General features: G+C 42.0%; 18 protein-coding genes and 2 pseudogenes. 9 read left to right on the top strand and 11 right to left on the bottom strand.

What is annotated here, in order from left to right; genetic code table 11:
* Positions 1-3 precede the first annotated feature (3 nt).
* The 5 genes and pseudogenes from C427_RS28975 to C427_RS23305 all read right to left on the bottom strand — a co-directional run.
* A pseudogene (locus tag C427_RS28975) lies at positions 4-417 on the bottom strand (pentapeptide repeat-containing protein); the annotation flags it as partial.
* 287 nt (positions 418-704) lie between these two features.
* Positions 705-893, bottom strand: coding sequence for a hypothetical protein (locus C427_RS23320; RefSeq protein WP_007642779.1), 189 nt, complete (start codon positions 891-893; stop codon positions 705-707).
* A gap of 56 nt (positions 894-949) precedes the next feature.
* A complete protein-coding gene (locus tag C427_RS23315) occupies positions 950-1633 on the bottom strand; it encodes a YoaK family protein (protein WP_015431424.1) in 684 nt (227 codons plus the stop codon).
* 486 nt (positions 1634-2119) lie between these two features.
* The gene (locus tag C427_RS23310) at positions 2120-4033 is read right to left on the bottom strand and encodes a carboxylesterase/lipase family protein (RefSeq protein ID WP_226991279.1); all 1914 of its coding nucleotides are present in this window, start codon (positions 4031-4033) and stop codon (positions 2120-2122) included.
* Positions 4034-4325: 292 nt separating this feature from the next.
* On the bottom strand, positions 4326-5168 hold the full coding sequence (locus tag C427_RS23305; RefSeq protein ID WP_007642775.1) for a tetratricopeptide repeat protein: 843 nt from the start codon (positions 5166-5168) through the stop codon (positions 4326-4328).
* Positions 5169-5330: 162 nt separating this feature from the next.
* Between C427_RS23305 and C427_RS23300 the strand changes: the two genes are divergently transcribed.
* The 7 genes and pseudogenes from C427_RS23300 (at position 5331) to C427_RS23270 (ending at position 12870) form a co-directional block, all read left to right on the top strand.
* Entirely contained in the window at positions 5331-5648 is a 318-nt protein-coding gene (locus tag C427_RS23300; protein ID WP_007642773.1) for a DUF962 domain-containing protein, read from the top strand.
* Between the two features lie 217 nt (positions 5649-5865).
* Positions 5866-6879, top strand: a complete 1014-nt coding sequence (dusB, locus tag C427_RS23295) for a tRNA dihydrouridine synthase DusB (protein WP_034900242.1) — start codon at positions 5866-5868, stop codon at positions 6877-6879.
* Positions 6880-6908: 29 nt separating this feature from the next.
* Entirely contained in the window at positions 6909-7202 is a 294-nt protein-coding gene (gene fis / locus C427_RS23290; protein WP_007619851.1) for a DNA-binding transcriptional regulator Fis, read from the top strand.
* A gap of 140 nt (positions 7203-7342) precedes the next feature.
* A pseudogene (gene purH / locus C427_RS23285) lies at positions 7343-8951 on the top strand (bifunctional phosphoribosylaminoimidazolecarboxamide formyltransferase/IMP cyclohydrolase).
* A gap of 154 nt (positions 8952-9105) precedes the next feature.
* A complete protein-coding gene (locus C427_RS23280; protein WP_007642770.1) occupies positions 9106-9915 on the top strand; it encodes a class I SAM-dependent methyltransferase in 810 nt (269 codons plus the stop codon).
* A gap of 42 nt (positions 9916-9957) precedes the next feature.
* Complete coding sequence (purD, locus tag C427_RS23275; protein WP_007642769.1) at positions 9958-11244, top strand: phosphoribosylamine--glycine ligase; 1287 nt, start codon at positions 9958-9960, stop codon at positions 11242-11244.
* Between the two features lie 234 nt (positions 11245-11478).
* Positions 11479-12870 carry an endonuclease gene (locus tag C427_RS23270; protein WP_007642768.1) on the top strand — a complete coding sequence of 464 codons (1392 nt, stop codon included), beginning with the start codon at positions 11479-11481 and terminating at the stop codon, positions 12868-12870.
* A 265-nt stretch (positions 12871-13135) separates the two neighbouring features.
* On the opposite strand, the gene C427_RS23265 is transcribed toward C427_RS23270, so the two are convergent.
* Both C427_RS23265 and C427_RS26635 read right to left on the bottom strand, forming a co-directional pair.
* Positions 13136-13843 (bottom strand): DUF1499 domain-containing protein, encoded by a 708-nt coding sequence (locus C427_RS23265; RefSeq protein ID WP_015431421.1) that lies wholly within the window; start codon positions 13841-13843, stop codon positions 13136-13138.
* A 146-nt stretch (positions 13844-13989) separates the two neighbouring features.
* Complete coding sequence (locus C427_RS26635; RefSeq protein ID WP_007642766.1) at positions 13990-14142, bottom strand: hypothetical protein; 153 nt, start codon at positions 14140-14142, stop codon at positions 13990-13992.
* 93 nt (positions 14143-14235) lie between these two features.
* Here C427_RS26635 and C427_RS23260 point away from each other — a divergent pair, with 93 nt between their 5' ends.
* Together C427_RS23260 and C427_RS23255 are read left to right on the top strand one after the other, a co-directional pair.
* Entirely contained in the window at positions 14236-14721 is a 486-nt protein-coding gene (locus tag C427_RS23260) for a sterol desaturase family protein (protein ID WP_226991278.1), read from the top strand.
* Between the two features lie 82 nt (positions 14722-14803).
* Positions 14804-16717, top strand: a complete 1914-nt coding sequence (locus C427_RS23255; RefSeq protein WP_226991277.1) for a DUF885 domain-containing protein — start codon at positions 14804-14806, stop codon at positions 16715-16717.
* Between the two features lie 64 nt (positions 16718-16781).
* On the opposite strand, the gene C427_RS23250 is transcribed toward C427_RS23255, so the two are convergent.
* From C427_RS23250 to C427_RS23235, 4 genes are read right to left on the bottom strand one after another with little or no spacing between them, the layout of a single operon-like run.
* Entirely contained in the window at positions 16782-17396 is a 615-nt protein-coding gene (locus C427_RS23250) for a CDP-alcohol phosphatidyltransferase family protein (protein ID WP_007642763.1), read from the bottom strand.
* Between the two features lie 3 nt (positions 17397-17399).
* A complete protein-coding gene (locus tag C427_RS23245; protein WP_007642762.1) occupies positions 17400-18077 on the bottom strand; it encodes an ATP-binding cassette domain-containing protein in 678 nt (225 codons plus the stop codon).
* Positions 18061-19713 carry an ABC transporter permease subunit gene (locus C427_RS23240; protein WP_034900239.1) on the bottom strand — a complete coding sequence of 551 codons (1653 nt, stop codon included), beginning with the start codon at positions 19711-19713 and terminating at the stop codon, positions 18061-18063. Before C427_RS23240 ends, C427_RS23245 begins: the two co-directional genes overlap by 17 nt.
* On the bottom strand, positions 19689-20822 hold the full coding sequence (locus C427_RS23235) for an ABC transporter substrate-binding protein (protein WP_015431418.1): 1134 nt from the start codon (positions 20820-20822) through the stop codon (positions 19689-19691). Before C427_RS23235 ends, C427_RS23240 begins: the two co-directional genes overlap by 25 nt.
* Positions 20823-20842 lie beyond the last annotated feature (20 nt).

The raw sequence follows: 20842 nt of genomic DNA, 5'->3' as shown, positions 1-20842 counted from the left end.
TCAGTCACACTTTTCGATACACTGTCGTCTATAATTTGCATAGAATAAATTACAACCTGTGATAAATGCTGAGCAGAAATACATTCTACTGCTAAGGTGATTGAGTAAGTGGCTTGCATGAAATCAGCCCCTTTTAAATCACAATCCCTAAATTCGATACTGAAACATTTCGCCCCTTTGAAATTTAACATTGATAATTGACAGTTCTTAAAAGATGCATCGCGGAGATCGCTATAATTAAAATGACAGCCTTCAATAGCGCCTTGCTCTAATCAAGAGACAATCAACAAACTGTGTATCCCTCAGATTAGCCCAGCTAAAATTACATAAATAAAACTGATAACGATTTAAAAGTGACTCACTCAAATCCTGATTAGAAAAATTAACGTGATTAAACACTTCATGACTTTTTACCATAAATAGCCTGTGCCCTTGATAAAGTAGAAGACTAACACCTACACCCAAGGTCTCAATAAAAATAAAGTCATATAAAACGGCATATTAGAACGCCGGAATAAGCCTCCAAATTAATAAACAGGTAATTTTACTTTTCAACAATAGCGACGTCGAATAAAAAGTTTTACTGCCTTATAAGCCATTGGGGAACTAACCGAATAGAAATTAAATTCTGATACTTAAAGCATTGAATAATTGAAAGTTTAGGCTTAGGAATTTATCTGTTCGACATCATCTACAAAAGTATTTCAACCCACTATTATTGTTTTAAGCGTAGCAGCATGTTCGGTATGAGCACCCAAATAATAAGGCGTTCCTTCAAGCATATACTGTTTACCGTTTAACTCCCTAATTGAGCTCGGACTATAGGGTAAATGCTGATGTCCAATGTCATCTTTAAGTAGGCTATGGTAGTTCTGAATATCACGCTTTTTCATGCAAACTAGTTTCTGAGACGTATATGCTGATTTGCTTAATTATTGAATAAACCCGTCTACAAATCGTTTTTTTTGTTTTGATTATTGACTTTAGCTTGGTAAGTTGAATAAGAAAGTGCCAACAATAAACAGATGCCTGCTGGAACATACAAAGCATTAAACTTTAGAATACTAAATAGATATGCACCAGAAGTGCCGCCTAAAATAAAGCCGATAATGATCAGCAAAAATAATAATGCCTTTCTTTTATCAAACTCCTCGCCACGTAATTTTGCCCCTAGCATAATGCCAAAATCAGTAAATATACCTGTTACATGTGTGGTTCGAATAACGGCACCGCTAAAAGTAGTGGCCAATGCATTCTGAAGCCCGCATGCAGCAGAGGCTAAATAGTGCCCATTTAAGGAATTATTTGATAAGAAATAAATAGAGCTAAAAAGTAACAGCGCCTCCAAAGAAAGAAGGCCGCTGTAATTATGGCTTAATTTTAATGCACCACTACGCAAAAAAAATCCCGACACAGCCGCACCAACTAAAAAGCTAAATAGAATAATAAATAAATGCAACACATCGATAAATGTGGAATTGACAATCCCTGTGCCAAGAAGCGTCGCGGTCCCCGATAGATGTGAAATGGATTGATGTTTAAAACCTAATAAACCAATTGAATTAACTAGGCCTGCAACCAGGGCAAGTACAAACGAACCATATTCTACCCAGCGGGGTAATTTTGATATCACAAAACTCCAATGCTGCTAAAGTTAGATTAAGCAGCTAAAAATAAATAACTGATCGCTACCGATCACATAAATACGGGCCCACTCGAAAAAAAAATAATTACATCGGGTGTTCCCTTGATAGATGCAAATAAAAAGCTAAGTAGTGGTTTCCCAAAATTGTTTAGCGATACCAACAGTTAGGTGTCAATGTTTACTTACTTGTTAGGTTATTACGTCTTTTTGATAATTCCGATAGCAGCACCCGCTCTTGCTGTTAAGAATGAGCGGATTACCCCCTAAAGATATACCTAAAAAACTAAATACAAAACAATCTAATACCATACCAATTACGCCAATAACTATATCATCAAGCAGCTGAAAACCGCGACGTTTCATCCATCTAACGGACAACCACCCCGTTAATGCACCAATGGCTATTTTTTACAGAGACATCATTTTAATTGTAAGTGAGTTGATAGGTATCTTGTAAATGCATTTTATTAGCGATTAATTTGTTGATTCACTTGTAGGTTGGATCACTGTCCAAGGGTCGTAATTAGCACAACCAAGATCCAGATATTCCTGCTCATTCCAATAGTCATCTCCTGAATTAGTTTTTAGAAACAGCTCCGCATGTATCCTACAGCGTGTTTTTGTATCGGTAATCTGCGGATCTTTAGCCAAACGCTGTTTGAGCATCGCGATAGTCATAGGTTCTCGGCTCATCTTAGAACCACCACCACCGGGAGAGTCGAGGATCATCAGGTTGGGGCCACTGTTGTCCCATGCGTCCCACTTTAAGAGGTCGCCATTACGACCACTTGCGGGGTCGCCCGTAGCAGCAAATTGAGACCAATAGCTGCGCATTTCTATGGCCAGCTCATCGCGGCCTGGACTGTTCTCTTCATTGTAAAAACCGGGAACCAAAATACCACCTTCGAAGTCATCAAACACAAAGGCGACTTCCATGCCATGACCCGCGCCAATCAGTGTTGAATAATCGACTAGCCAGTTTTTCGCACCCTCATCCCAGTCCCATCGATAAGCGTAAACTTTATGTTCTGAATGGGCGGAGATGACAGCAGCCACCTCATCCACGGCTCTTGCTTTCCAGGTGTCAGAGATGTAGGCCGAGGTACTATTGTATGCGTCTATATCCTTGATGTGCGGAAGAAAACCAAAACGGCGTTCAACAAACTCTGTATCTTGAGCCATAAATAATTTGGCCTCATCCCGGTTGGTTCCTGTCATTAGCGGTACATCGTTGTATCGTTCCGGTGACTGAAAGAGAGTGAGTAAAGATTCCTTGGGCAAGACTGTGCCGTCACGCAGATTTTGCGGGGCACGGTACATACCAGCACCGCCGCTGATCCCCTTGAGAATTTGCTGTGGACTGCGGGACTGCATGAATGCCAGAATTTCTGCATCAGACATAGCAAGTTGGGCGACCTTTGCAGCCTTGCGGCCTTTAGTTTTACCCGCGTGCTGCAATTGCATTGACAGCCATTCCCGTGAGCTAAGGCTTTCACCAGGCTGCACGTCATCAGCAAAATTTTCAGCTCGCCACAATGGTGTGGTGCTCGTTGAACCGCTCTGAGCAATGGCCCGGTGGAAAAGTCCCTTGGCTGGAGGAGAAGCCATCAGCGAATATACGTTAAGCCCGCCCGCGGACTCGCCAAAAATAGTCACGTTGTCTGGATCGCCACCAAAATTCGCAATGTTTTTCTGTACCCATTCTAGTGCGGCGATCATGTCGAGATTTCCGTAGTTACCCGATGCGTCACTGGCACTGCGGCCTTCAGCGCGAAGAGCAGGATGACTCATCCAGCCCAGTAACCCTAGACGATAGTTGATGGTAACAAGCACCACATTTTCGCCACTAGCGAGGCGATGGCCAGGATAGGTGTTCGCCGTACCAATCGAGTTACCCCCGCCATGGATCCAGAACATCACAGGAAGACCTGCAGAATCAATATCACTGTTGTCTCGCGGTGCCCATACATTTAAATATAAACAATCCTCCTTACCTACTACCTCTCCCTCATTTCCAGCAGTGCCTACTAAAGGTCCCCAGAGTTGCACGCAAGCGTTCTCGAAAGCAATGGCTTGACGATTTTCTTTCCAAGGTATATGAAGACGTGGTGCCGCCCAACGCAGTTCAGCCAATGGAGGTGCTGCAAACGGAATACCTAGCCACCCAAAGGTGTCATCCTCATCGGAAAAACCTACAATTGGGCCGGCTATAGTATCTCGAATTGCCTCAGGAGAGGCGATACGCACCAATGGTTGGGGTACAGATTTTTGCCATAGGTATATGCCGATAATGGCAACGATGGCAACAAGTGCAAGTAGCTTATACTTCATGGAGGCTCTTCTCTTTTTGGTTTTACCAAGAGTAATGTATTTTGGTGTGAGATTCATCCCACACCAAGCTTTCAGATGTACAACAAACGATTTATATAAAGAATGAAAGCGAATTATGCAATCAGTACACTTTACTCACTATCCTAATTTATTTAATGACTCACTCTTGTCGCTATTACTGTTTGATTTAAGGAAAATTAGATTCAAATAAGGGGCGATAATTTGTATTTACTGGCTATAAACAACAAAGTAAATGCATTCCGAAATAACAAAAAACCGGCGAATGCCGGTTTATATTCTCAGATTATAGCTTGGCGCACGTTAGCTCGAAACGAAGTGCTTAACTCAGTTAATACAACAACCCATAAACCTTACGACGAAACTTCGACTTCAAAGGATCGCCATCAGGCAGTGCATTAATCATATCTAAAGTCAGCTTCTTGGCATCACCAAAATTGAGGTCTTTATATAAAACCGACAAGATCAGTTCCAAAGCGTCTTCTATTTGATTAGCTTGATGCAATTGCACAGCAAGTTTAACTTTAATCTCTAGGTCATCTGGGGTTTGTAACATTTGTTTTTGTAAGGCTTTGATTTCAGGTGAGTCAGCCGCTTGTTCAGCTAATTCAATTTTACCCATAATACTTTTGTACAAGGCGCCTTGATCGACTAAGCCGATGGCTTCTAATAAGATTTTAGCTTGTTTTATTTGACCTAACTCTACTTGACAATCAGCCAGTAACAACTTGATATCGGCGCGTTCGGGATTCATGTCATGAGCTTGTTTAAGCAAAGTGTAAGCTTGCTGATAATCGCCTGCGCTGACTAACTCGACCGCTTGTTCATATAAAGCATCTTCTGGCTTGGGCAAGTGTTTTTCAAAGGTGGCTATAATCTCTGCTTCGCTTTGCACCCCTGCAAAACCGTCTATAGGCTGACCTTCTTTTACCAAAATCACTGTAGGCAAATTTTGCACACCAAATTGGCCTGCAATTTCTTGTTGTTGCTGGCAATCAACACGAGCATGGATCAAGTTACCAGCAAATTTAGCGGCTACATTGAGCAAAACGGGAGCAAGCTGCTGGCTTGGTTCATAACCTTCGGCCCAAAATTCTACCATCACCACTTGTGTTTGCGAATCTTGTAAAACTTGCTGGAAATTTTCTGGGGTAATATCAATCACGTTATTCATAATAGATTCCGTATTCATTCACATGCTCTGTGAATGGGGTCAAATCATTGAAACTCAAGCTAATTATCGATTTAGAGATAAAAATAAAATGTCGTGTAGTAGACATTTTCTAGGCATTCAATATGCTAGATTTATTTTTAATCAAGCAAAAAGCTGACTCTCATGACACCACAAGTGTCTCCTAAATTTAACAGTTTTGCTGAGTTTTATCCTTATTACCTATCTGAGCATCAAAACCTGACCTGTCGGAGTTTACATTTTGTTGGTTCTAGTTTGATCTTAATTTTACTGGTTTACACCCTTATGACTGAGCAATGGATGTTGTTATGGTTTTTACCTATTGTAGGTTATGGCTTTGCCTGGGCAGGGCATTTCTTTTTTGAACACAATAAGCCTGCAACCTTTAAGTATCCATTTTACAGCTTGTTAGGTGATTGGGTCATGTTTAAAGATATGCTGCTCGGCAACATAAAACGTTAACCAACTTTACTTTATTATAACGATCTTATCTTAATAACTGGTAAACCAGTTTAAATAGCCTGCTTTTTTTAATGTCAATATGGTTTGCTTAAAAAAAGTACAAAATTGTTTGTTTACTAGCCTTTCAAAGACAACAAAAAACCCTTAGAATTGCGCCCCTTTTTAGAGCAAGGTCGATTTTTGCACAATTAAATGTGAAGGATAATCATTCTATATTATGCAGATCGGTCCATATGCATTAGAAAACAATTTGATACTAGCTCCCATGGCGGGAGTGACAGACAGGCCATTTAGACAATTATGTAAACGTCTTGGCGCAGGTTTGGTGGTGTCAGAGATGCTCTCGTCCAACCCTAGGGTTTGGGACACGGAAAAATCCAAACAACGGATGGACCATGAGGGTGAAGAGGGTGTGCGCTCAGTGCAAATTGCAGGGTCAGATCCTGAATTAATGGCGCAAGCGGCACAATTTAATGTGGCTAATGGCGCGCAAATTGTTGATATCAACATGGGCTGCCCAGCTAAAAAAGTGAATAAGAAGTTAGCAGGATCCGCATTGTTGCAAGACCCACCATTGGTTGAGAAAATCATTCAGGCGGTAGTAAAAGCAGTCAATGTGCCTGTTACCTTAAAAATACGCACAGGTTGGAATGTTGAAAATCGCAATGGGTTATTAATAGCTCAAATTGCACAGGACAACGGCATTCAATCATTGGCGGTGCATGGTCGCACCAAGGCCTGTATGTACAAAGGCAACGCAGAATACGACACCATTAAAGCTATTAAACAAGCGGTGTCGATACCTGTTGTTGCTAACGGTGATATAACAAGCGCGCAAAAAGCGAAGCACGTTTTGGAATACACCGGCGCAGATGCGTTGATGATCGGTCGTGGAGCTCAGGGTCACCCTTGGATATTCCGCGAGATCCTCCACTATCTGCAAACTGGCCAAGTACTGGCTGCACCCAGTATTGACGAAGTGAGTAGCGTATTGCTTGAACACGTCGCCAATGTCCATCAGTTTTACGGTGGGATAAAGGGTTGCAGAATTGCCCGCAAGCATGTGGGCTGGTATTTGGCCGAACACGACCAGCAAAAGCTGTTCCGTATAAAGTTCAACGCCATTGAAGATGCAGGGCAGCAACTTGATGAGTTAACTATGTACTTTGATAAATTGGCAGGCGAACCAGTACTCTCATTCGTGACTGAGCTAGTTTCACCTGCTGCTTAATATGACTAACTTAAAGAGCAAGATTGTATATGTTCGAACAAAATGTAACTTCTCCATTTACCACTACGGTAACGACTCCTTCGCAAACTCAGGCTCAAAAGCCTCTTCGCGATTCTGTTAAACAAGCGGTAAACAAGTATTTAAAGCAACTTGATAACACCAACATCGAAAACTTATACGAGCTAGTCATGGCCGAAGTTGAAGCGCCAATGTTGGAAGAAATAATGACCTTCACACGTGGCAACCAAACTAAAGCGTCAACTATGCTAGGTATCAACCGTGGCACCTTGCGTAAGAAACTAAAACAATACGGCATGAACTAAGGTTTTTTGTCTAAAATAAAGAGCACCTTATGGTGCTCTTTTTGTTTGTGTTGACCATGACCAAATAGTCAACAAAAAACAATACGAATTAAATTGCCAAAATCTTTGCCACTTAAAAGTGGAACAAACATGGAACAAACATGCAACAAGACTTACCAGCAACTCCTATTCGTCGCGCATTATTAAGCGTATCAGATAAATCCGGCCTACTTGAGTTTGCCCAATTTTTGGCGAGCCAAGGTGTAGAGCTATTATCGACCGGTGGCACCGCAAAATTAACTCAGCGACAATGGCTTGACCGTTATTGAAGCATCGGATTACACTGGCCATCCAGAAATTATGGACGGTCGAGTTAAAACCTTGCACCCCAAAATCCATGGTGGCATTCTGGCTCGCCGTGGACAAGACGAACAAGTCATGGCTGAAAACAATATTCTGCCTATCGATTTAGTAGTCGTGAACTTGTACCCATTTGCAGCCACGGTTGCCAATGATGATTGCAGCTTAGAAGACGCTATCGAAAATATCGATATCGGTGGTCCTACTATGGTTCGCGCCGCGGCTAAGAACCATAATGATGTGACTATTGTGGTTAACACTAAAGATTACGCCCGTGTAATGACAGAGATGCAGGCGAACAGTAATGCAGTGACTAAAGCCACACGTTTTGATCTAGCCATCGCCGCATTTGAACACACAGCTGAATACGATGGCATGATTGCCAACTATTTTGGTGCCATGATTGAATCCAGTGAATGCGAAACTGACTGTGGCCATCAGCACAGCGAATTTCCTCGTACTTTCAATATGCAATTCACTAAAAAACAAGATTTGCGCTACGGTGAAAACAGTCATCAAAGTGCTGCTTTTTACGTTGAAAATGATATTCAAGAAGCTTCAGTTGCCACAGCAACTCAGTTGCAAGGTAAAGAATTGTCATTCAACAATATTGCTGACACAGATGCCGCACTTGAGTGCGTAAAAGAATTTGATGTACCAGCCTGCGTAATTGTTAAACACGCCAATCCTTGTGGTGTAGCTTTAGGTGACGATATTTTAAGCGCATATAAACGCGCCTATAAAACGGACCCCACCTCGGCTTTTGGTGGCATTATTGCGTTTAACCGCGAACTAGATGCCGCTACAGCTCAGGCTATTGTAGATCGTCAATTTGTTGAAGTGATTATCGCCCCATCTATCAGTGATGCCGCGGTAGAAGTGGTGTCTGCCAAGAAAAACATACGTTTATTAGCATGCGGGGATTGGCAAGGCCAGTTGACACAAGGCCATGACTTCAAAAGGGTTAATGGCGGTTTATTAGTCCAAGACCGCGATTTTGGCATGGTCGAAGAAGATGAACTTCAGGTAGTCACTAAAGTTAAACCAACTGACAAACAGTTAAAAGATTTGATGTTCACTTGGAAAGTGGCCAAATACGTTAAGTCCAACGCGATTGTGTATTGTAATGACAGCATGACTATTGGTGTAGGTGCGGGTCAAATGAGCCGTGTTTATTCTGCCAAAGTGGCTGGCATTAAAGCAGCGGATGAAGGTTTGCAAGTTACAGGGTCTGTGATGGCCTCTGATGCGTTCTTTCCGTTCCGTGATGGTATTGACGCCGCTGCCGCCGCCGGTATTAGCGCTATTATCCAACCGGGTGGCTCAATGCGCGACCAAGAAGTTATAGACGCTGCAGACGAACATGGTATTGCCATGGTCTTCACTGGCATGCGCCACTTTAAACACTAACAGCTTGGATCTATAAAACGCAGTCAGTCTCAAAAATATTGACTGCGTTTTTTGTTAACTCTGAGGTCTAATGTCGCTACAATCAATTTAAATCCTTTTTGCACACTTTTGTTCATTTTTGTTCATTTTTACACACTAACAATCGGAGAGAATTATGTTTAAAAAAGCCTTAAAAGTTGCTATTACCTTATCTTTATTCAGTTCACCCCAAGTATTTGCTGACGGTATTAGCGATGCAGTGAACAACGAGAATCGTTCTGTCAAAGAACGTTCACGAGATGAATATCGCCACCCTCAACAAACGTTGCGTTTTTTCGACGTACAATCAGAGATGGCTGTCGCAGAAATTTCTCCTGGGGGCGGTTGGTATAGTAGTATTCTTGCTCCTCTTTTAAATGAGAAGGGACAATTTTATGCTGCGCATTTTTATATAGAAGAAGGCGGCAACGCATACTACAAAAAGTCTCTTGATGGTTTTATGCAAAAAATTAGTCAAGATGATAGCTACAAAAATACTAAAGTGACGGCATTTCATCCTACTAAAGCCATGGATTTTGCTCCTGCAAACTCACTGGATAGAGTACTGACTTTCCGAAACGTACATAATTGGTATATGCAAACTGGTCAAGAAGGTGTTGATAGCGCTTTCTCAAGCTTTTTTAAAGCCCTTAAAAAAGGCGGGGTGTTAGGTGTAGTTGAACATAAGCTGCCAGAAAATTTGGCTGATGATGCACAAAATAGTTCAGGTTATATGAAGCAGTCCGTTGTAATTGCTGCCGCTGAAAAAGCAGGGTTTAGATTACTTGCACAAAGTGACATTAACCTTAACCCACTAGACACCACAGATCATGAGAAAGGCGTATGGACTCTACCTCCTGGACTACGTTTGGGCGAAAAGGACCAAGCAAAATATCTCACAATCGGTGAAAGTTCACGTATGACACTTAAGTTTATTAAGCCGTAATTTGTTAAGCCCTAAATAAAAAACTAAAGAATAACAAACCCTATGAATGTATTGATTATTGGCGGCGGTGGTCGCGAGCATGCACTGGCTTGGAAAGCAGCGCAATCGGAAAAAGTATCACAGGTGTTTTTAGCACCCGGTAATGCGGGAACCGCACTTGAAGACAAACTCACCAATGTTGATGTGGGTGCAGAAGACGTGCCTGCTTTGGTGTCTTTTGCTGAACAAAACCAAATAGACTTAACTATTGTGGGCCCAGAAGTGCCATTGGTATTAGGTGTAGTGGATGCGTTTCAAGCCAAAGGACTCAAAATATTTGGCCCATCTCAAGCTGCAGCCCAGCTAGAGGGTTCAAAAGCGTTTACCAAAGACTTTTTAGCACGTCACAATATACCCTCTGCTGATTATCAAAACTTTACGGAAATTGAGCCTGCTCTTGCTTATGTGCAAGCAAAGGGCGCACCTATTGTGGTTAAGGCAGATGGTTTGGCCGCAGGTAAAGGTGTGATTGTCGCTATGACATTAATCGAAGCAGAAGATGCCATTCGTGACATGTTAGCGGGTAACGCTTTTGGTGAGGCCGGAAGCCGCGTAGTGATCGAGGAATTTCTCGACGGTGAAGAAGCGAGCTTCATTGTAATGGTTGATGGCAAAAATGTTTTACCCTTTGCCACCAGCCAAGACCATAAACGTGTTGGCAATGGCGATACGGGCCCAAACACTGGGGGGATGGGGGCTTATTCACCTGCACCAGTGGTCACAGCAGATATCCATGATCGCGTGATGAAAGAAGTAATTTATCCCACTGTGCAAGGCATGGCTGCTGAAGGCAATACCTATGTAGGATTTCTATATGCGGGTTTGATGATCATGGCAGATGGCACACCTAAAGTGATTGAATACAATTGCCGTTTTGGCGACCCAGAAACCCAACCTATCATGATGCGTTTGCAGTCTGACTTAATTGAATTAGTTGAAGCAGCCTTAGACGGGAAGCTCGACCAAATTCAAGCTGAGTTTGATACCAGAGCGGCTGTCGGTGTAGTGCTTGCTGCAGGAGGTTACCCAGATAGTTACGTTAAAGGTGATGTGATTGATGGTTTAGTGCTTGGTAATGTCAGTAGCAAAATCTTTCACGCAGGCACCAAGAATGTTGATGGCAGAGTAACCACAAATGGCGGTCGAGTTCTGTGTGCTACTGCTTTAGGCAATACTGTTACTCAAGCACAACAAAATGCTTATACGTTGGCAAAAACCATTCGTTGCAATGGAATGTTTTATCGCGATGATATCGCTTATCGTGCTATCGCACGTGAGCAAAACAGTTAACTAAAAGCTATTATCTAATAAGTTTTAATAAAAAGCGCTGCGGCGCTTTTTTTTGTTTTAGTTAATCAAAGCTGCAGTTTCAAAACGGTAAAATAATATTTATTCTCATATCTTAAATATCTATTCTTTATACTCAAAAATACTGACTATGTTTTTATTAGACGCTGTTTTTATTGGACATTTAATTAAAGAACGTTTATTTCTATATGTACTATTAAGATAAGGCTAAGCGTTATGCAAAAAATACATCATGCACTGTGGGTCGGCCTTGTTACATCCAGCATAGTTACAACAAATGTCACTTTAGCTGCCATACCCACTGGCTATTACGATTTGGTGAATACTTCAAATGCAGTATCGCTTCACGATTCTTTACACAAAATAATTGATGATCACCAAAGATTTCCATACACCTCTAGCGCTACAGATACTTGGGATATTTTAGAACGTGCTGATGAAAACCCACATGATTCGTCACAAATAATTGGCCTCTATAAAAATGAAAGTTACCCAAAAGCCGGTGGTGGTAACCTTAATTACAACCGTGAACACACTTGGCCAAAATCATATGGTTTTCCAAATGATGGTGCTAACAACTATCCCTATACAGATACACATCACTTATTCTTAGCTAACAGCGGTTATAATTCTAGTCGCAGCAATAAACCTTACGCAGAGTGTGACTCTGGTTGTTCTGAAAAAGTCACCACAGCAAACAACAGCAGAGGTGGTAGTTCAACTGAGTCAAACTGGACCACAGGATCAGGCGCTACAGGCAGTTGGGAAACATGGAGCGAAAGAAAAGGCGACAGCGCTAGGGCATTAATGTATCTGGCAGTTAGATATGAGGGTGGCACGCATGCGGGCACCGGCGTATCTGAGCCAAACCTCATTTTAACAGACAACCGTGCACTCATTGCCAACTCAAACACCGGTGAAAATCTAGCGGTGGCCTACATGGGACTAAAATCGACTTTGATCCAATGGCATAAAGACGATCCAGTCGATGACTTTGAACGCCGTCACAACGAAGCAGTATATGCCAATCAAGGTAATCGAAATCCTTTCATCGATCACCCAGAATACGTTATTTGTGTATTTGAAAACAATTGCTCCGGCTCATCTGCCCCAAGCACTGTTAATGTCTGGATCAATGAACTGCATTACGATAATAAAAGTTCGGACAAAAACGAATTTGTTGAGGTGGCAGGTACCGCCAACTTAAATCTAACTGGTTGGAAATTAGTGGCGTATAACGGCAACAATGGTAATGCTTATAAAATCACTTCACTGTCAGGTGTCATCAATAATCAACAGCGTGGATTTGGAACAAAATCATTTTATATAAGCGGGTTACAAAATGGGGCTGCTGATGGAATTGCACTAGTTGATAATGCAGGAAAAGTACTGCAGTTTATTAGCTATGAAGGAACATTAACCGCTACAAATGGCGACTCTAGTGGTCTAACATCCACTGATATAGGCGTAACTGAGACTAGCTCAACCAGCCTCGGACATTCCTTGCAGTTATCTGGCTCAGGGCAGAATTATAGTGATTTCACTTGGCAATCTGCGGCACCGAGTACAGTAGGAGCATTAAATAATAATCAATCGTTCTATCCATAGCGGGTCAAGTGTCAGCCTATTAGCCTATGTCGCTGACTTTGACTAATCATTGGTGTTGCACAGAGTTAAGGAGACTTCGCACTAGTTGCACTTTTGCATTCGTCACGAATTAGATTGTGGCAGGGAAGTATTTATCAATTTTTACGGAGCCAAAAGAAAACTCTTCGACTGAAACCTAGAAATAAGATTATCTGGGTTAAAAATTAACTGCGCATCAAATAAAATTGAAGCGCAGTTTTTGATTATGCTAAATCAACTAAATTAGTTAAGATTTTTTTGCTACACCAGCTATTAAGGTATTAAGTCGTTCAGCATTTTTACCAATATCACTCATACCAACGCGGGATTTACTGCGCGCATCAAGTATGGTCATCTGTTCAGAGTTTTGAATACGAATAACTACGTCATCAACAAAACCAAACCAGGTTGTGGTGTCATAAGCTTCAATCAAACCAAGAGACTTATCAGAAGTGACGACTTCTAGCCCCATGCTCTTAACTGTCGCTAAAGCTGCATCAAATACCTGTTCAGTTGTTTGCGGATATTTTTGTGTTTCTAGTTCTGGATAGGCTTCACGTTGTTGGCTAGCTATCTCTTCACCTTGATAGGCAGCAGGGTTGGGAGCATCGGCTCGCAACGCTAGAATTGCCATGAATCTTGGCGGGTTGACTAAGTCTGTTGTGATATCGTGAATAGGCGGTACCGATTTGGCTTTATTCATCATGCTTAACGGCATAAAAATCGCTACCGCAGCACATAAAACTGCAATACCTGTAACCGGCCAAGAAATGGTTTTACGCATAAAAATGACTTGAATTAGAGCAAAAACAATTGCTACTGCGCCTAAAATCAGTGCAATTCGCATAGCAAAAAATGCATTCATAAGGCCGAGTATTTCGGCCTGATATAGAGGGCCAGAAAGTAGCAATAACAATAAGGCCAATACACCTGCAAGTAATGTAAGAATTTTCATAAAAATAATGTCCTTTAGATATGTGACCTGTAACTTATTAACTAAATTATAATATAGAAGTTAAGTCTATATTCCTAATTGATTCATCAAAAAGCAACCATCACTCACTATGATTAATGATACGTGGATTAGGCTAGGAGTTTTCATTACAATACTTGCAATAATGATGTTCTGGGAAAATCTAAAACCCAATCGTCTGTCGCCTGTCTGCCTAAGTAACGCTGGTTTAGCAACTTTTCTATGGTTTTACTGGGTGCAGTGGTAGCGAGGTTAATCATACCCAAAGGTTTCGCGGCCATTGCTATCTATGCACAAAATAACCACATAGGAGTCTGGAACAATATTTCAGTGACGCTTTGGCTAAGCGTACCTATCTCAGTATTGTTGTTTGATTGTTTGATTTACTGGCAACATCGAGTTTTTCATCGTGTTCCAGTAATCGGCAGAGACATAAAGTACACCATGCAGACCCCTCTCTCGACACATCAACAGGGTTACGTTTTCACCCGCTCGAAATCGCCCTATGTTTAGCAATGAAAATTGCTCCAGTAATATTGCTAGGAGCGATTGTATTGGCCATTCTAATTTTTGAAGTGTTGCTAAATACCACGTCTATTTTCGATCATAGCAATATCAAACTTCCGGTTAAGGTAGACAGGCTTCTGAGAATATTTATCGTAACCCAAGCCATGCACCGAATTCATCACAGCCAAGTGGTGTCAGAAACAGACAGTAATTTTGAATTTAACTTATCAATTTGGGATAGACTATTTGGTAGTTATCTCGCCGATGCTAAGTACGGTGATGATGGGATTAAATTGGGACTAAAAGAGTATGCAAGCCCACAAAACAATACCAACCTAAAAGTTTTGTGTTGATGCCTTTTAAGCCGCCACGCAAATAATCCATTTAACTTGTAAATTAAGCCACTAAACCCAAGGGGTGTTGCATCAGTTAGTTATGGCGTTTATTCTAAAAGCATCTAACTTATTCAAGGAATCCCTTTTGTTTAAATCTTATTGTGCAGCCGCCGTTGCTGCAGTTTTATTTTCAGCCTGTACCCCATCATCCAAACAAACGACCAACCCAACGCCTGAATCCGTTTCCAAACAAACTGCTGTTGCAACAGCGTCTTCAGAATCACAGCGCGTCAATGCCTTTTTTGAGCGCGTATTTGAAGAATCCGTTGCTCGTTACCCTGAGTATCTAACCTCTCTTGGGCGTAAAGAGCGTGCTGATGAATGGAACGATTTATCAGAGGCCTATGCAAATGAGTCAATGCAGCTCACTAAGCAACAGCTGGTTGAACTCAAGGCTTTTGATCGCAACAAACTGGATCCCGGCACGGTATTAAGTTACGACCTGTTGGTTCAATCGATGGAAAACGATATTGCCGATAATAAGTGGCGTTTGTACAATTACCCAATTAATCAAATGTTTGGCCGTCATTCTGGTGTCGTTTCTTTGTTAATTAATCAACACAGTATCAACTCAGTCCAAGATGCAGAAAATTATATTACGCGTTTAGAAGGTGTACCAAAATTATTTAAACAATTAATTACCAATATTGAAGCGCGCACCGCTGCCAATATCATTCCACCTAAATTTGTATTTCCACATGTTATTCGCGACAGTAACAACATCATTAAAGGTGCACCTTTTGACGATGGCGAGCCCAGCGCCTTATTGGCTGACTTGACTAAAAAATTACAGACCCTTAGTGAAAAAGAAGGCAGTCAGTTAACTGATGAAAACAAAACCAGATTGCTTGATGCAGCAATTTTAGCGCTAAATACTGCAGTAAAACCAGCCTACGAAAAATTGGTGGCACACTTAACAGAACTTGAAACCAAGGCCACTACAGACGACGGTGTGTGGAAGTGGAAAAACGGCGAGACTTTCTACAATGTGGCACTTAAACGCACCACTACCACTGACCTTACCGCTGCACAAATCCATGAAATAGGATTAAAAGAAGTCGCCCGTATTCACGATGAAATGCGCGTCATCAAAGACAAGGTCAACTTCGAAGGTGACTTGCAAGCCTTTATGCAATTTATGCGCGATGACGATCAATTTTATTACCCCAATACTGATGAAGGTAAAGCCCGTTATTTACGTGAGGCCACTGCCTTAATTGACGACATGAAGCTAAAACTTGATGGCATGTTTATCACACAACCTAAAGCGGATCTCAATGTAAAAGCGGTAGAAGCGTTTCGTGAACAATCCGCGGGCAAAGCGTTTTATCAACGCCCATCAGAAGACGGCACACGTCCAGGTTTGTATTACGCCAACCTATACGACATGAAAGCCATGCCAACTTATCAAATGGAAGCCCTTGCTTATCACGAAGGTATTCCAGGCCATCACATGCAACTGGCGATTCAACAAGAACTGCAAGATGTGCCTAAATTTAGGAAATTTGGCGGGTATACCGCTTATATTGAGGGCTGGGGACTTTACTCAGAATACCTACCCAAAGAATTTGGTGCTTACCAAGACCCCTATTCTGACTTCGGGCGTTTGGCCATGGAGCTTTGGCGCGCGTGCCGCTTAGTAGTGGATACAGGTATCCATGCTAAAAAGTGGACGCGTGAACAGGGTATCGCTTATTACACCGAGAACACGCCCAATGCAGTATCTGATGGTGTAAAAATGGTAGAGCGTCATATTGTAATGCCATCACAAGCAACGGCATATAAAATAGGCATGCTTAAAATTCTGGAGCTACGTACTATGGCCAAAACAAAATTAGGCGATAAATTCGACATTCGTGAATATCATGATGAAATCCTAAAATATGGCCCTCTGCCACTTAACATAGTAGAAACCAAAGTAAATGACTGGATTGCTACAAAACTAGCAATCTAATCCACAACCACGAATGATCGTTCGCACTTACCAATGTGGGAGCGGTCATTCGCACAATTGGCCATTAATCTATACTTTTAAGAGTTTGATATCCCGTCACAATCCTTACTCCCGCGGTTATGCAACAAGCGGCACTATAAACAAAGGCTATAGGCACAAAGTGTTGTGGCAATAAACAAAACAAACACAGCACCACTATGGTTTCAAAACCTTCTGCTAAGCCGCCCATATAATGCAAACTTTTATTCGGGTACTGGGGATTGTCGATATTGTGTTTACTGGCCATGATAGCAAAGGACAAGAAGCAACAGCCAGTGCCGGTGAAAGACAACATTAATAAGCTGCCTGCTACTGCGTTTTGTTCTGGATGGCTGACAATAAAAGCAAAAACAATGGCTGAGTAGAAAATAAAATCCAAGCTAATATCTAAAAATCCACCAGCATCCGTGGTGCGAGTTTGCCGGGCAACTGCACCATCTAATCCGTCACACACCCGATTCAGCAGTATCAGTACTAGAGCAAGATTAAAGTGTTCAGCAATAATGGCAGGTACCGCTAATATACCTAAAACAAAACCAAAAATAGTAACTTGGTTTGCCGTAATACCCAAGCGGATCAAAGGTTTGGCTGTTAGTGCTAACGGGGGCCTGAGTATTTTATTCAGTAAGGGGTCAATCATGGGTTATTTTTGCTCAGAAGCTTGATAATAATCAGCTAGACATATCTGTTTAGCTGATGCAGGGATGTCTTCAACATCATGAGACACCATGACACTGGGAATGTTTTGTTCGGTTAGTTGTTGGAATGCCCAATCTCCCATTTGTTCTCGAGTACTGGGATCTAGTGCAGCAAACGGCTCGTCAAGTAACATGACTTGTGGCTGATTGGCTAAGGCTCTAATCAAGCCCACCCTTGAACGTTCTCCGCCACTGAGGTTTTGCGGGTAGCGTGTTCCAAGGTGAACTAGGTTGATTTGTTCGAGCATATTCATAGCCGCATCGCGTCTTTGTTTTTTAGAGGAGCGCTGCGGCTTTTTTGAAGAGAGCTGTGGATATTTAGGTAAGGCGAAACATATATTGTCTTGTACATTGAGATGGGGAAATAGATATACATCTTGCATCAATAACCCGACGCGTCTTTGCTCAATGGCCAAATTAGTGATATTGATACCCGATAGTATAATCTGACCTTTAATAGTCACATGCTGCGGGATATTTCCTAATAACCAATGTAATAAGGTCGATTTTCCAATACCGCTGGGGCCAGTGATCACCAGTAATTCACCTTTCTGAACATCAATGTCCGGCAAGGTTATACGCCATGTTTTAGCTTCGATTTGGCAATTAATAATCTCTAGCATCTTGCCCTCCCATACTTCCACGAAATCTCCGGGCTAACAACGCCGCAACAAAAAATGCCATAAAAGGTAATATGGATTGTAATAACACATATAGCGCTATTAGGTCTTGTTGACTACCTGAACCAATAGCGACAGCTTCGGTTGTAATAGTCGTCACTCGTCCTGCTCCCAGCATTAGGGTAGGTATATATTGAGCAATACTCACCGAAAATGCTATCGCAAAGGCCGTAAAAATAGCGGGTAATAGTAACCTAAATCTCACTTGCCACCAGCTCTGCCATGGTGAATAACCAAAACTGGCGGCTAATAGTTCATACCGTGATTCAACACTCTGAAACGGGCCTTTTAAAACCAAATATGCGTAGGCAAAGGTAAAGGGTAAGTGGGATAAAACAATCCAACCACTGTGGTAACCGCTTTGCGACCAAATATGCAAAATTTGCCAGCCCAACACCATGCTCAACTGGGGTAAAATAATGGCTAATAACCAATAATAGTCAGGCCAATACTTGCCTTTTTGTCGTTGTAATTCCAATGCCAGTAATGCAAAAGCAACACCAAGCAAGCCCGAGAACAATCCTATTAACAATGAGTTTTTCAATGGCAATGCAAAAAACAACCATTCATCTTGCCATAATCGTGTGGTGAGCTGAGTAAAAGCGAAGCTATCACTGTGCCAGTTGAAGTCAAATGACCACAAAGCGAATACCACCACCATCATGGCGGTCAACAGGCCTATCATAGGTAACCAGGCCTTAAATACAGGGTTAATGCTACCTATATAAAAACGGCTGCCTTTTGTTGCTAGCGCTTTACATCCAGCATGAGCTAGCTTTTCATGACCATATAAAATCAATACCGACACGGCCAACAATATAATTAACAAAGCATTAGCCCAAAAAGCGAGCGCCTGATCGCCAACCCCAAAGCTGGTTTGCCAACGATAAACAGATACCGCAAATAGCTCAGGTATATTGGGTCCCACTATTAAGCTGACATCTACCACCGATAGGGTATAAGCCGTGGCGGCCAATAAGGCTAATCGGGATTGTTTGAGTAGTGCAGGGAAAACTAAAAACCACCAGCATCGGTAGTCTTGGTATCCCAAAGCTTGGCCCTGCAACAGCCAATATTTGATGGGTAACTGGCGACCAATGGCACTAAAAATCAGTAGAAAAAAGGGTACCTCTTTTATCACTATGGCTATGATTAAGGTGGATAATCCTTTACGTGGTAATCCTGAATCGACAAAAAACACACTACCATCACTGAACAAAAACACTAACCCTAAGGCGATCGCAAGATGAGGTAAGGATAAAAGCGGCGCGAGGTATTTTTCAAAAGACTGTAAACGTCGATTTAAGTGATACTGGCTATACACCATAAACGCAATATACAAGGATATTAAGGTACTAAATATCGCACTGAACAAGGTCATAAATACTGAAGGGAACAACCCTTGGTACCCTAAGAAAGACGCAAAGTTGCTAAATGTAATGTGCTCAGGTGGCCACAGCCCCACCACAATGCCTAAGATGGGCAACAATGAAATCAAGGATACTAGCAACCATCCGCATGAGAGTGCTATTTGCCGTATTCGCGCTAAGGGCGCTACCCGCCGTATCGTTGCTGCCATGCGTCCTCAATAATTACATGCCATGAACTGTGAAGTTCAGGATGCGCGGGCATTGTTGCTTTTTCATCAAGCAGGGAAGTGATCACAGGAGGATCACCCCATACTCCAGTAAATTTTTCTTGCTGCGCCTTTTCACTCAACATAAAGTTAATCACTACTTTTGCTGCATTGGAGCTAGGTGCCGATTTTGGGATAGCAAGGTTATGACTATTGGTGATGGCACCATCAGTAAAATAGCGCCTAACGCTGGACTCAGAAATTTGTTGGGTGCTTTTTTCTTTTAACCATTGATTAGGATTAAAACTCACGGCCATCGAGAGTATTTTTTGTTGATACAACAACAGTTGTTCGGCTGCTGAACTGGGAAACGCTTTACCTTGTTGCCATAAATGTGGATGTAACTGATCTAAGAACTGCCATAAAACAGGTAATAACTGCTCTTGAGCTTGCTCTGTGGCTAACTGATATAAACGCGAGTCGGCATTAGTTAAGTCAACTAACAACTGCTTTAAAAAAGTGGTGCCATGGAATTCTGGTGGTCTGGGATAAGTGACTGTTTTAGGTTGTTTTTTAGCAATCTCTAATAGCGATTGTGCACTGACTTGTGGTGGTTGAAACACCTCATTCTCAGCAATCAGGTTAAATTGGCCAATACCCCAAGGAACTTCAAAACCATCCATAGACTCACCAAAGTCAACCGTGATGGGTAAACTATGCACAGCTAAAAAAGCAGTGTTTGGGATCGCTGACCATAAATTACCAAGTAAGAAACCTTGCTGCTTTAGATACGCAAAGTTCTCACCGTTGACCCACATCAAATCAATCGCACTGGCACGGCCATTTTCAGCTTTGAGTCGAGAGACTGGCTCAGATGGGTCGGTGACTTTAACGTGGATTAATTTTATTCGATATTGCTGGGCAATTTCCCGTGTTGCCCAGCGTAAGTATTCATTCACCGCCTTTGAACCACCCCAAGCGTAGAAATATACTGAGTGACCTTTGGCTGCACTTAGAGTTTGCTGCCACTGGGCGCTATTTTCGTCAACAGTGGCGACAGACTTTACTGTTTCGTCAGCATTGGCCGGAACCCAAAAAAAGTGAAGAAACATAAAATAGATCGGCTAATCAC

This window comes from Paraglaciecola psychrophila 170, assembly GCF_000347635.1.
Lineage (GTDB): Bacteria > Pseudomonadota > Gammaproteobacteria > Enterobacterales > Alteromonadaceae > Paraglaciecola > Paraglaciecola psychrophila.
The sequence above is the reverse complement of the archived record's forward strand: the minus strand, read 5'-3'. Positions and strand labels throughout refer to the sequence as shown.

Coding starts and splice junctions, on each gene's coding strand:
- C427_RS23320 (WP_007642779.1), bottom strand. CDS start 893: ATGAAAAAGCGTGATATTCAGAACTACCATAGCCTACTTAAAGATGAC.
- C427_RS23310 (WP_226991279.1), bottom strand. CDS start 4,033: ATGAATCTCACACCAAAATACATTACTCTTGGTAAAACCAAAAAGAGA.
- C427_RS23305 (WP_007642775.1), bottom strand. CDS start 5,168: ATGAATAACGTGATTGATATTACCCCAGAAAATTTCCAGCAAGTTTTA.
- C427_RS23300 (WP_007642773.1), top strand. CDS start 5,331: ATGACACCACAAGTGTCTCCTAAATTTAACAGTTTTGCTGAGTTTTAT.
- dusB (WP_034900242.1), top strand. CDS start 5,866: ATGCAGATCGGTCCATATGCATTAGAAAACAATTTGATACTAGCTCCC.
- fis (WP_007619851.1), top strand. CDS start 6,909: ATGTTCGAACAAAATGTAACTTCTCCATTTACCACTACGGTAACGACT.
- C427_RS23280 (WP_007642770.1), top strand. CDS start 9,106: ATGTTTAAAAAAGCCTTAAAAGTTGCTATTACCTTATCTTTATTCAGT.
- purD (WP_007642769.1), top strand. CDS start 9,958: ATGAATGTATTGATTATTGGCGGCGGTGGTCGCGAGCATGCACTGGCT.
- C427_RS23270 (WP_007642768.1), top strand. CDS start 11,479: ATGCAAAAAATACATCATGCACTGTGGGTCGGCCTTGTTACATCCAGC.
- C427_RS23265 (WP_015431421.1), bottom strand. CDS start 13,843: ATGAAAATTCTTACATTACTTGCAGGTGTATTGGCCTTATTGTTATTG.
- C427_RS26635 (WP_007642766.1), bottom strand. CDS start 14,142: ATGGCCGCGAAACCTTTGGGTATGATTAACCTCGCTACCACTGCACCC.
- C427_RS23255 (WP_226991277.1), top strand. CDS start 14,804: ATGGCGTTTATTCTAAAAGCATCTAACTTATTCAAGGAATCCCTTTTG.
- C427_RS23250 (WP_007642763.1), bottom strand. CDS start 17,396: ATGATTGACCCCTTACTGAATAAAATACTCAGGCCCCCGTTAGCACTA.
- C427_RS23245 (WP_007642762.1), bottom strand. CDS start 18,077: ATGCTAGAGATTATTAATTGCCAAATCGAAGCTAAAACATGGCGTATA.
- C427_RS23240 (WP_034900239.1), bottom strand. CDS start 19,713: ATGGCAGCAACGATACGGCGGGTAGCGCCCTTAGCGCGAATACGGCAA.
- C427_RS23235 (WP_015431418.1), bottom strand. CDS start 20,822: ATGTTTCTTCACTTTTTTTGGGTTCCGGCCAATGCTGACGAAACAGTA.